Annotated in this window: 8 protein-coding genes and 1 pseudogene; 2 read left to right on the top strand and 7 right to left on the bottom strand. The window is 66.3% G+C overall.

Features of this window, described 5'->3' with window-relative positions:
* The 6 genes from relB to ACRDUX_RS09155 form a co-directional block, all read right to left on the bottom strand.
* On the bottom strand, positions 1-318 hold a 318-nt coding region (relB, locus tag ACRDUX_RS09180; RefSeq protein WP_526413130.1), incomplete at its 3' end, for a type II toxin-antitoxin system RelB family anti-toxin.
* 62 nt (positions 319-380) lie between these two features.
* Positions 381-1,352, bottom strand: a complete 972-nt coding sequence (locus tag ACRDUX_RS09175) for an NADPH:quinone oxidoreductase family protein (protein WP_526413128.1) — start codon at positions 1,350-1,352, stop codon at positions 381-383.
* Positions 1,349-1,810, bottom strand: coding sequence for a MaoC family dehydratase (locus tag ACRDUX_RS09170; RefSeq protein WP_526413126.1), 462 nt, complete (start codon positions 1,808-1,810; stop codon positions 1,349-1,351). The genes ACRDUX_RS09175 and ACRDUX_RS09170 overlap by 4 nt, the downstream gene beginning before the upstream one ends.
* Positions 1,807-2,544, bottom strand: coding sequence for an SDR family NAD(P)-dependent oxidoreductase (locus tag ACRDUX_RS09165; RefSeq protein WP_526413124.1), 738 nt, complete (start codon positions 2,542-2,544; stop codon positions 1,807-1,809). Before ACRDUX_RS09165 ends, ACRDUX_RS09170 begins: the two co-directional genes overlap by 4 nt.
* Before the next feature lie 31 nt (positions 2,545-2,575).
* Entirely contained in the window at positions 2,576-3,811 is a 1,236-nt protein-coding gene (locus tag ACRDUX_RS09160) for a beta-ketoacyl-[acyl-carrier-protein] synthase family protein (RefSeq protein ID WP_526413122.1), read from the bottom strand.
* The gene (locus ACRDUX_RS09155) at positions 3,804-9,314 is read right to left on the bottom strand and encodes an ATP-binding protein (protein WP_526413120.1); all 5,511 of its coding nucleotides are present in this window, start codon (positions 9,312-9,314) and stop codon (positions 3,804-3,806) included. Before ACRDUX_RS09155 ends, ACRDUX_RS09160 begins: the two co-directional genes overlap by 8 nt.
* Positions 9,315-9,546: 232 nt before the next feature.
* Between ACRDUX_RS09155 and ACRDUX_RS09150 the strand changes: the two genes are divergently transcribed.
* Together ACRDUX_RS09150 and ACRDUX_RS09145 are read left to right on the top strand one after the other, a co-directional pair.
* Entirely contained in the window at positions 9,547-10,923 is a 1,377-nt protein-coding gene (locus tag ACRDUX_RS09150; RefSeq protein WP_526413118.1) for an MFS transporter, read from the top strand.
* 105 nt (positions 10,924-11,028) lie between these two features.
* Positions 11,029-11,166: pseudogene (locus ACRDUX_RS09145) on the top strand (transcriptional regulator); the annotation flags it as partial.
* A 13-nt stretch (positions 11,167-11,179) separates the two neighbouring features.
* Here ACRDUX_RS09145 and ACRDUX_RS09140 read toward each other — a convergent pair.
* A partial coding sequence (locus ACRDUX_RS09140) for an AMP-binding protein (protein WP_526413116.1) occupies positions 11,180-12,408 on the bottom strand: 1,229 nt, incomplete at its 5' end.

Genomic DNA, 12,408 nt, shown 5'->3' with positions numbered 1-12,408 from the left:
GTCGGCGACCTCCGGCATCGACGTCGCCAGCTGCTGCAGGTCGGAGGCGGGGTGGGGGACCCCCGGCGCGACTTCCGGGAGCGCCTCACGGAGTTCGGCGAGTTGGCGTGCGGTGTCGCGGGGGGCGAAGAACGCCGGGTCGATCCCGAACACCTCGGTCAACCGCACCAGCACGGTGACGGTCATGGGTCGGGCGTCGTGCTCGATCTGGTTCAGATAGCTCGACGAGATGGCGAGGATGCGCGCCAGCTCCACCTGGCTGAGCCCGCGTTCTTCACGGAGCCTCCTGAGCCGGATGCCCGCGAATACCTTGTCCACCCCACCAGACTAGTACGGTTGCGAGGACGCACATTCGCAAACTTCGCAGATCTGCCGACTGTCTATGCCATCTCGATGATCGCCTTGCCTCGGATCTGGTGGGCGTCGAGATGCGTGAGCGCGGCCGGGATGTCGCCGAACGTGAACCGGTGCCCGATCTGAGGGCGCACGCTGCCCTCGGCGTACATCCGGTGCAGCGCGTCGGCGCCCCAGGACAGCAGCGAGGGGTCTTTGTCCAGGGTGGCTCCCCACGCCACGCCGACGGCCGAGACATTGCGTAGCAGAAGGCGATTCGTCTTCAGCGACGGTATGTCACCCGCCGCGAAACCGATGATCAGTATCCTGCCCTCGGATGCCAGGGCCCTGACGCCTTCGTCGAACAGCCAGTCGCCGAGGGGATCGAGGATGGCGTCGACGCCGTCCCCGCCGGTGAGATCGCGAACCGTCTTGGCGAAACCCTTCTCGAGGATGATCACGTGGTCGGCCCCGGATGCCTCGGCAACGGCGACCTCGTGCTGGCCGGCCACTCCGGCGATCACCCTCGCGCCGAGCCCCTTGGCCACCTGGACGGCTGCGCTGCCGATCCCGCCGGCAGCGCCCATCACCAGCACGGATTCTCCCGGCAGCACCCGGCCACGCCGGGCCAGCGCGAAGTGCACCGTGTGGTGGTTCACCACCAGTCCTGCCGCGACGTCGAATCCCATCTCCTCGGGGATCGCGACCAGGGAACTGAGCGGTATCGCCACCGATTCGGCGTACGAGCCGTCCCAGACGAAGGCCATCACACGGTCCCCGACGGACCATCCGGAACCCTCGGGGACCCAGCTGATCACACCGGCCACCTCGCACCCGGGAACGAACGGAGTCTCGGGCTTGCGCTGATAGAGGCCCTTGGTGAGGAGCAGGTCGGGGAAGTTGATCCCAATCGCCTTGACCTCGACGACCGCGACGTCGTCGTCACGTGACGGCTCTGGCACCTCGTCGAGGCTCAAAGCCGTTGGCCCGTCGTAGGAGTGGAGTTGGTAGGCCTTCACTGGTCGTCGCCGCCCCTCAGTCGAATCAGCACGTCCGCCACGCACGCGGGTTTCTCGCCGCCTTCGATCTCCATCGTCACCCGCAGCGACGCCTGAACCCCGCCTGCCACGGGCTCGGCACCGAGCAGGGTGAGACGTCCGCGCAGCCGCGCGCCGGACGGGACGAAGGCGGGGAAGCGGATCTTGTTGGCGCCGTAGTTGATCGATGCGACGGCGTCGTCGACCACGAACAACTCGTTCAGTACGGGCGCGATCAGCGACATCGTCAGATAGCCGTGCGCGATGGTGGTACCGAACGGGCCGCTGGCCGATCGCACGGGATCGACGTGAATCCACTGCGGATCCTCGGTGATCTCGGCGAAGGTGTCGATCCGCTGCTGATCGATCTCCATCCAGTGGCTGGCGCCCAGGTCGAGATCGGACTGCTCGGTCAACGAGGCAATCGTCAGACCGGTCATATCGACATCCCGCCGTCGACGGCGAGCACCGTGCCGGTGATGAAGCCGGCTTCCTCGGAGGCCAGGAAACCAATCGCCGGGCACATCTCGCTCGGCTGCGCGAACCGTCCCATCGGAATGCCCGCGGCGAGTTCGGCCTTCTTGTCCGGCGGAATGGAGGCGATCATCCGCGTCTCGGCGTTGGGGGCGATCGCGTTCACGGTGACACCGAACCGGGCCAGTTCCTTGGCGGCGGTCTTGGTGAAACCGATGATGCCCGCCTTCGCTGCTCCGTAGTTGGACTGCCCTGGGTTGCCGCGCAGACCGGTGTAGGAGGTGATGTTGATGATGCGACCGAAGGAGCGTTCCCTGAAGTGGGGGACGCACTCCCGGGTGAACCGGAACGTGCCGCCCGCGTGGACCTCGAGCACCTCCTGCCAGTCTTCGTCGGTGAGCTTCCAGACCACCTTGTCCCGCAGCACCCCCGCGTTGTTGACCACGACGTCGACCTTGCCGGTGTCCTCGATGACCGTGGCCACCGCAGCCTGCACGTCGTCGGTGCTGCGGACGTCGGCCACGACGGCCACGCCGCCTGCCCGCTTGGCCGCATCCTGCAGTTCGTCGGCATCGATGTCGACCATGTAGGTCTGCGCACCGGCGTTGGCGAAGAACGAGCCAAGCTCGAACCCGATCCCGCGCGCAGCGCCGGTCACGATGACGGATCGTCCGGTGAAGTCATAAGTCACATTGCCCATGGAGAATTACCTTTCGAGAGAGATGGAGTGGTCAGGCGGATGGCCGGCGCAGCACCAGCGATGCGTTCTGGCCACCGAAGCCGAACGAATTGATCTGGATGACTTCGGCTTCCACCGTGGCGGGCTTCTCGGTGATGACGCGGAAGTCCGCTTCGGGGTCGACGACGTCGGTGCCGAAGGCGTTTGGGAACATGCCCGAGGAGAAGGTTTCGAGCGCAGCCACCGCGCTCATCGCCCCGGATGCCGCGCCCGTGTGACCCGTGTGGCCCTTGATTCCGGTGACCGGCAGATCTCTGCCGCCATGGACGGCGTTGATCGCGCGGATCTCGGCGGTGTCGCCCTTGGCGGTCCCGGTGGCGTGGGCGTAGATGGCGTCGACCTGAGCCGGCTCGAGAGAGGCGTTGGCCAGAGCCTTGCGCATGACGAGGGCTTCCCACTTGCCGTTCGCTTCCGGAGCCGACGGGTGGGGCCCATCGGCCAGCGACGCGTAGCCCACGATCTCGGCGAGGATGCGTGCACCCCTGGCGCGCGCGTGCTCCTCGCTCTCGATGACGAACATCGCGCTGCCGTCGCCGATGACGATTCCCGTGCGATCCCGGTCGAACGGTGTCAGGGTGCGCCGCTCGTCTGTGCTGGACGTGATCATCCCGTACTGAGCTTGGGCGAAGTACCAGGCAGGCGCGAAGTCGCCGTCGCCGAGCGTCACCGCTTCGGTGCCGCCGGTGATCACCACGTCGGCCTCACCGGACCGGATCAGCCGGGCGGCATTGCCGATGGCGTCGTTGGAGGAGGCGCACGCGGTGGTCAGCGTGAGCAGGGGTCCGTGCAGCGAATACCGCATCGCCAGTTGGGAACCGGCCATGTTCGGCAGGATGCGGATCATCGTCTTGCGGTCGACGCCCTTGGCTCCGTCGCGTTCGTAACCGCGCTGCGCGGCGCTGAGCGAGCGGGTGCCGCCCATGCTGGTGCCGTGCACCACACCGGTGCGTTCCGGGTCCAGATCGCCCAGTCCTGCATCCAGTTTGGCCTGTTCGGCGGCCGCGAGCGCCCATTGCGCGAAGGGATCGGTTCCGTCGGCGACCTTATCGCTCATCCACTGCGTCGGATCGAAGTCCCGGACCGGCGCGAACCAGAAGGACTCGGACTCGCCGGGCCAGCTGATCCGGCCTACGCCGGAGACGTTGTTGCGGAGGGCGTCGAGGTATTCCGGCACGGAGTTGCCCATCGGGGCGATGATGCCTCGACCCGTGATGACGACTTTAGGCATGGTGCGTTCCTTCTCTCAGTGGGACTTCGGTCGTGCGGTTGTCGGTCTTGGTGTTGTCCAGGCCACGCTGCACCGCGGAGATCAGGTAAGGACGCAGGCCCGACGGAGTGACGATGTGGTCGATCGAGCCCACTTTCAGCGCGCGCTCGACGGTGTGGACGTCGTCGAATTCTCGCGCGACGGCCGCCTGGACCTCGGCGGTGATCCTGCCGGTCAGTTCGTGCAGCTGGTGCTGGAGGTCGGGTCGCTCGTCCGCGCCTGCCTCGGCGAGCCGGCTTTCGAGTTCGGCGACTGCGCGATCCTGTCTCACCCGGGCGCGCACTTCCCTGGTGAACACCACCGCCGCGGCGGGCGCGCCACCGATCACCGACGCACGGGAACCCTCGATGGCCGAGACCTCCATATTGGGGTTCAGCGACTTGGAGAACACGACGTAGGCGCCGCCGTGATACCGGGAGATGACGCAGAACACGATCGGACCACGGAAGTTGACGATGGCTCGGCCGATTTCGGCGCCGTACTCGAGTTGCCGCTTGCGCATCGATTCCGGCGATCCGTCGAAGCCCGAGAGGTTCGCGAGGAACACCAACGGCCGGCGTCCACTCGCGGCGTTGATGACGCGCGCCAGCTTCTTCGACGACTGCGGGAAAAGGGTTCCCGCAGTCCATGAGTCGGGGCCGTCGACGGGACGCGGCAACCTGCGGCGAAGGTTTCGCGACTCGATGCCGATCAGCGACACGGCGAAACCACCCAGCCGGGTGTCCCAGGCGATGACGTTCTCGGCGTCCTGCCAATCCGTCCATCGCTCGAGCGGTGGCGCGTCCTGGTCGCGGACGGCCGACATCACCGATCGAATGTCGAACGGTCGCTTCCGGTCTGGGTTGTGAGCGGTGGAGAAGACGTCGCCGACCGTCGCGAAAGACGTTCCGTTGCCGTCATTCTGATGCGGATGGGAACTGATGTCTCGATCCGACGGATCAGCGGTCTCCCAGTGGGCTCCGAAGGGCATCGACGACTCGTAGTGCCGGAACAGCAGGGCACACGCCGACTCGACGTCCGGCACCCAGAACTGGGCCTGGCCATTGGGCCCGGCGATCCGCTCGTAGCCGCCGATGCCCGCGTTGTCCTCGGCTGCGACACCGCCGGAGAACTCGAGAGCCTGTTTTCCGGTCAGCACCATGGCACTTCGGGCCACCATGATCAACACGCCGGAGGTATGCATCAACATGGTCGACTCGGCGTCGAAGTACGACTGCGCCCCGACGTTGACCCCGACGACCACGACGTTGATCTCGCCACCGGCCCGAGTGAACTCGATGATGCGGCGCAGCACGGCCGCCGTCCAGTCCAGGTTCTCGGTACCGCTGTCCATGGCGATGCGGGCGCCCGACGACACTGCGTACCACTCGACGGGAACACCTAGTTCGGCGGCCAGATCCAGGGCAGCGACGATCCTCCGACACTCGGGTTCGGCCAACGAGGCGAGATCGCGGCTCGGCTCGTTCAGAATGAGCACCCGCCTGATGGTGCCGCTGGAGGTCGCGGGACGGCTGTCGATCAATCCGGTGACGACGCGGGCCGTGTTCTCACCACGTGGTCGGGCGACCACCTCGAATCGCTCTGCCACGAAATCGTATTCGACGAACTCGCCCGTGGGGAGCTCCGTGTGCGTGGCCCCGGTGCCGACGAGCAGCTCGACGATCTCGTACGGATACACCAGCCCGCGGCGCTGCATGGCCACGACGCGGCGACGATACTCCGACATCGGACGAATCCGGTTCGGCGACGGCTTGGTTCGTCCGATCATGACGCCCACCGTGGGAGGTGTCGTGATGTGGATGACCTCCTCGGTGCGCTCGCCGGTGAGCGGATCCTCAGTTCGGACGCTTCCGACCACCTTCTCCAGGCCGAGCCCGCGGGTGAGCGGAAGCAGCTCCACGATCACCGCCTGCAACTCGGTGTCGCTCAGCGTCCAGGTCGGTTCGGCGTAGACCACGACGCGGTTGCTCAGCGAGATCGACGGGTTGGGAAGGGCCGCCCTGGCGCGCCGGATCGCGATGGCGGCCTGCGAGAGTTGGCTCGTCAGATGCGGATACCTGCTCGCGCGCGACGAGTCGGTGTCGACGTCCAGGTCGAACACCTCCAGGACGGCGAACAGTCGTTCGTCCTGACGGTTCTCCTTCGCCACTGCCTTGATCAGGTGGATGCCATCCGGGGCGGTCAGCCGGCAGAGGTCGAAACCGTCGAGGCGCCACAACTCCACGCGGTCGGCGGTGGCCGGGTGAAGGCCTGCCGGCTCGTCGGCCACCGAGAAGCTACCGTCAGTGAAGATCAGGGTGCAGTGACGTCGTGACCCGTCCTCGACGTCGCGGCCGCCCTGCCACCACGTGACGATCACGGTCACGTGCCGACCGTTCTCGACGGGGTCTGGGAGCTCGGCTCGCACCGCGGCTTCCAGCGCAGGAACGTTCGGCTCGGTCTCGGCGTCCCCGAGGAACACCTCGATCTCCACGGCGCCCGTCCCCGCTGAGTCCAGGTTCGTCGCGGATCTGGACAGCAGCTCCCTCAGACGTGACGAGTCACCGGAAACTGCCACCAGGACAACGGGATCACCCCGACCGCCGCGTGTGGACCGCACGCCGACGATCGCGTCGTTCCCGGGTGTCGTCTCGTCGAAAAGCACCGTGAAGGGGTCGAGTCGACGGTGCCGGTGCGTGCGGCGAACCAGTGCCTCGAGTGCGGTCACCGCACGGTCGCCCCCGCCTCTGGTCTGCGTCGCAAGGTAGCGGTCGAGCGGTGCAGGCAGTAGGAGCAGGCCGGACATCGTCGCGTCCCGCGTGTCCGTCGCGGACAGCAGGTGATCCGCGACAGCCTCGTCGGCCGTGCGAAGCGCTTCGATGGCCGGGTACTCCACCAGGCGGTGGCGCACCGCGCGACCCAGGTCGGCGACCATCGGATGGGTGTCCTCCGATGCCGTGATCAACCCGTCCAGCACGTCGACGAGTTCGGTGGACCGGACCGGGTCGGCCGCGAGCCAGGTCTGCAGCAGGACTACGCACGTCTGCGCGATTGCGTTGAGCCGGGGCTCGGCTCGCCAGACGTTGTAGAGCGCGTCGGTGAGTTCGTTGCCCTGGCTGATCTCGGTCACACCGTAATGGCGGAGCATCCGGCGAAGGCGTGCGACGAAGTCCGCTGGCGCGACGTCGTCGATGCGATCCGGCGAGCGGAGCGCGAGAAGCAGGAGATCGGGCCGCGTCGAGCGGCGCGTGCTCCCATCCAAATTCGCGACATCGGTGAACAGCGCCATCCGATCCGCGGCGATCCGCAGCACCTGCAGCCCGGCGGCGAGGGACAGTCCGCCGACCCGCGCGACGGTGTCACCGACGGCGTCGTCGCTCAGATCCTGACCCAGCACGAGACGGGTCAGGACGTCTTGATCGGATTCCGCCGAATGCCCTACGCCGCGGACCAGAGCTGCGAAGGACAGCTGAGCCGTGTCGTCGGAGCCGGGGTGGTCGAGTGCTTCGATCCGGAGGATCGGATCACCCGCACCAACCAGAGTCCCTGCGCCGGCGATGATCTCACTCACCCGACCGGCGAACGGTGCCGGTACCGGCGACTCCATCTTCATCGCTTCGGCGATGAACAACAGATCGCCCGGCTCGACCTCGTCGCCAACCGCCACGGCAACCTTGGCGACGACGCACTGCGACTCGGCGCGGACCAGTCCGCCATAACCCCTGACGATGCGGTAGACGCTATGGCCGAGTTCGACGGTGATGAGGGGACCGCTGGTGACCACCGTCATCGGTCGCTCGGAATCACCTGTGCTGATGCGGCGTTCGAAGTCACCGAGCACCTCGAAGCGGGCGTCGATCAGTGCTCCGTCCACCTCGACCTCGAAGTCGGTTCCGCCCCGCCGCAGCACGCGGAGGGAACGGCGGCCCCCCTCGTACTCCAGATCGACCGTCACGGTGGTGTCGTCGACCGCATCGAGGCGACCGTGGGCCGCCTTGCCCGAGAACTGTTCGAGGGCGTCGGCGTGGTCCAGTCGATACGCTTCGACGGCGGCACCGACCATGGCGAGCGGAGCATCGGGGGAGTCCAGCAGCACTCCCGCGTCCAGGGCCCGGTCCAGCCATGTCGTGTCGACGTGTCCGCTGCGGATCTCGGCGTTGTCGAGAAGTGCCATGAGGAAGCGCCGGTTCGTGGTGCCGCCTTCGATCACGGCCGCCGAGCGTGCGATGGAGCGCCTGAGCCGGGCCAGCGCCTCATTCCGATCGCGGCCCCAGGCAATGACTTTCGCGATCATGGAATCGAACTCGGCGGCAATCGTATCGCCGACGACCACACCCGCGTCAGTACGGATCGAGGGACCCTGAGGGATTCGTAGTTCGACTACGCGACCGGGTGAGGGCATGAAACCGCGCCGGGGATCCTCTGCGTTCAACCGGACTTCGACGGCGTGGCCCCGAATCGCAGGGGGATTCCCGGTCAGGCGCACGCCGTCGGCGATGTCGAGTTGCAGCTTCACGAGATCCACGCCGGTGACCGCCTCGGTGACGGTGTGCTCGACCTGGAGCCGGGTGTTCACCTCGAGGAAGTAGAAGTCGCCGGTGCTGGGCTGAAGCAGGAATTCCACGGTCCCGACGTTCGTGTACTCGACGGCGAGACAGAGTCGGCGTGCCGCATCGAGGATCGTCTGCTGCAACTCGTCGTCGACGTCGACGGCAGCGGACTCCTCCAGTACCTTCTGGCGGCGCCTCTGCACGCTGCAGTCCCGGAGACCGAGAGTCCACACGGTCCCAGCGGTATCGGCTGCAACCTGCACCTCGAGGTGGCGGCCGCCGACGACCTGCGCCTCGACGAATATGGTCGTGTCACCGAACGCCGATTGGGCTTCCGCGCGCGCACTTTCGAACGCGGCGGGCAGTTCCGACTCGTCCCGTACCACCCGAATGCCGCGTCCGCCGCCCCCAGCGGCGGCCTTGAGAACCACCGGAAAACCGATCCGCCTCGCATGCGCCAGCGCGTCGTCGGCGTCTTCGACGGGACCCTGGCTCCACGGCACGACCGGCACGTTCACCGATTCGGCTACCCGCTTCGCGGCGATCTTGTCTCCGAGCAAGTCCATCGCGGCAGCCGTCGGGCCGATGAACTGGACGCCGATCCGCTCGCACATGCGCACGAAGTCGGGGTTCTCTGCGACGAAGCCCCACCCGGGCCATACCGCGTCTGCGGCGCTGGCGCGAAGCGCAGACTCCAGCACCTCCAGGTCGAGGTAGGTGTGTCGGCGCGCACCGGTGACCGGATCTGTCGTCATGGTCGGCCCGAGATTCACGGCGTGGTCGGCCTCGCGTACGAACCACGAGGACGCGTCGGCCTCGGTGTAGAGCGCGACCGTCTCCAGGGGGACATCTCGCTCGATCCGGAATTCGCTCGCGGCGTTGAGGAAGCGCATTGCCGCCTCGCCGCGATTGGCGATCGCCACTCTCTTCACCATGTGCTCCGCCGTCGGCCGGTCATGTTTCGAGGTTTCCAAGAGTCCGGGAACCAGGCAAGGAGGCGAGTTTGCGAAGTATTGAGAGCGTTGTTCTTGCGAATTGCGAAGTTTGCCAAGTCTCCTTCAACCTCCAGCTTCCGAGTGTGTCCTGCGCTACTCGAGCCTATTGCGTGTGGCATGTACCACATCTATGGTAGGACCAAGCAAACTTGCCCATCCATTGGAGATGCCCATGACCCAGCAGAGCCCAGCTCTGGCTACCGCTCAGGAAAAATCCGCTGAACGCCAAGGTCTTCGTAGAGTCGGCGCCGCCAGCCTCGTTGGCACGACCATCGAGTACTACGACTTCTTCGTCTACGGCACTGCCGCTGCGCTGGTGTTTCCGGCAGTCTTCTTCCCCAGCAGCAGCCCGTCCATGGGTGCCATCGCGTCGTTCGCGACGTTCGGTGTCGCATTCGTCGCCAGGCCCATCGGCTCCGTGCTCTTCGGCCACTTCGGCGACCGGATCGGCCGCAAGCGCACGCTGGTGTGGACGCTGCTGATCATGGGACTGTCGACCGTCCTGATCGGTTTGCTACCCGGCTACAACGAAGGCGTCTTCGGGATCTTCGAGGGCGGCGTGGGGATCGCCGCGCCGATCATCCTGGTGGCCATGCGGTTCCTGCAAGGCCTGGCGATGGGCGGCGAGTGGGCTGGCGCAACACTTCTGACCGCGGAGTACGCCCCCAAGGGGCAGCGCGGACGAATGGCCATCTACCCGCAGCTCGGCCCGGCGGTTGCCTTCTTCCTGGCCAGCGGAACGTTCTGGCTCGCCTCGATCACCATCGGCGCCACCAGCGAGACCTTCCTCCAGTACGGCTGGCGCCTGCCCTTCATCGCCTCGCTCCTGCTGGTCATGGTCGGCCTCTGGATCCGGTTGTCGGTGGAGGAGACCCCGGTCTTCAAGAATCAGAAGCGCAATCAGGAGCGCGAAGCCGCGCCGGTGAAGCTGCCATTCGGTGACGCGATCCGCAAGCAGTGGAAGCAGATCGCTCTCGCCGGCGTAGCGATGTCCACCGTGTTCTCGATGTTCTACATCGGCAGTACCTTCCTGACCAGCTACGGCACCGGCACGCTGGGATTCAGTCGGACGACGATCCTTGGCTTCGGCATGGTCGCCGCGGTGGTGTTGGCGGTGGTGACCTCCGCCGCTGCCATCATCTCGGACCGGCTCGGCCGCAGGAAGGTCATCGCCTTCGCATACGGCGGGGCGGTGATCTGGTCCTTGTTGCTGTTCCCGCTGCTCGACACCGGTTCGCCCATCGCCTTCCTGATCGGCGTCACCGTGTCGCTGGCGCTGTACGGCGTCGCCAACGGGCCCGCGGGCGCGCTGCTTCCGGAGATGTTCCAGTCCCGGTTCCGCTACACCGGGGCCGGCCTGAGCTACAACCTCGGCGGCATCATCGGCGGTGCGGTACCGCCGATCCTGGCAGCTCAGATCGTGGCGAACTACTCCAGCATCTGGGTCGGTGTACTGCTGGCGGTTCTGTCCGCAGTCAGCCTGCTCGCCATCCTGGCTCTACCCGAGACCAAGAACAACGACCTTGATGACACTCCAGCCGCGCAATGACCGAAGGTGGGGCCGGCGCTCTCGAACCCACGATGGGCGGGGAGCGCCGCGCCCATCGCCACTCTCGACTCCAACGTCAACGTCGACAAGAGAGCGCTGTTAGCTATGAAACATGGCACCGCTCAAGCTGAACCGTCCGTAGCGGTCGGTCAGGATCCGCGCAGCTACGCGCGGCTGATGTCCGCCGTGTACGACGCCACGATGGCGGGCACCGAAGCGCCCGCCAGGCCGCGGCGGGTCATCTGAACCCGTCCGATCAGCCGGGCGCGCCGTCGAGACGGACGAGGTGGTCGAGGCCGCGCTTGACCGTCCAGCCCTCCCGCTCGCGGTCCCATTCCGCGGCCGTCGACTCCGAGGCGCGGAGCGTGCGCTTGAGGACCTTGCCGGTCGGAGTCTTCGGCAACTCGGCGATGAACTCCAGATACCGGGGGACCGCGAAGTACGGCAGCCGTTTGACGCAATGCCCAAGTACCGCAATGGGATCGGGCGGTGCAGCTCCGTCCTCGATCACGACGAAGGCCTTGATGTCGTCCTCGCCCTCGGTGGCGGGCATGGCGATGACCGCGGACTCGACGATCTCAGGCAGTTCGGTGAGGGCCACCTCGATGTCGTATGCCGTGACGTTCTCGCCCTTGCGCCTGATGCGATCGTTGAGGCGGTCGAGGAAGTAGTAGTAGCCGTCGGCATCGCGATGGGCGGCATCGCCGGTGTGAAACCACAGGTTCCGCCATGCTTCGACTGTTCGCTCGGGCATCGCGTGATACTCCAGGAATGTCGTGAAGGGATAGCGCGGGCGTACCACGATCTCACCGACTTCGCCGTCTGGCATGGGTTCATCGGTGTCGGGGTTGACGATGGCGACCTCGAACCATTCGTCGAGTGCCTTGCCACAACTGCCGGGGCGCAGCGGCTCACCGGCGGGGCGGTAGAGAGGCAGGCAGATCTCGGTCATGCCGTATGCCTCGATGCACGTCGTGTCGAAGCGGCGCTCGAAGTCCTCGGCGATCACGGACGGCATGGGAATGGTGACCATGCGTCGCACGTGGTGGTCGACGTCCGCATCACTCGCCGGTCGGTTGAACACGTACTGCGCCATCACGCCAAGCAGACTGGTCACCGTGGCGCCGCAGTCGCGGAGATCGGCGAGCCAGCGACTCGCACTGAACGCGTCGGCCATCACCACCTCGCCGCCCGTCATGAGGCACGGAAGTACCTGCATGAACTGAGCGTTGGCGTGGAACAACGGCAGGCACACGTAATAGACGTCAGTGGAGACGATCTCGAGTTGGTCGACGACGTGCGCGGCGAAGGTGTGCATGTGGGCGTGGGGGACCACGACACCCTTGGCGGGGCCGGTGGTTCCCGAGGTGTAGATGATCGATGCGGGGTCCTGATAGGACACCTCGACCTCGGTGAGATGCCCGGGCGAGGAATCAACCTCGCCGAGACTGACTGTCTGCCAGGGAAGTTCACTCATCTCACCGC

The organism is Mycobacterium sp. (assembly GCF_050701675.1).
Taxonomy (GTDB): domain Bacteria; phylum Actinomycetota; class Actinomycetes; order Mycobacteriales; family Mycobacteriaceae; genus Mycobacterium.
Note: the sequence above shows the minus strand (reverse complement) of the source record. Positions and strands in the feature narration are given on the sequence as shown.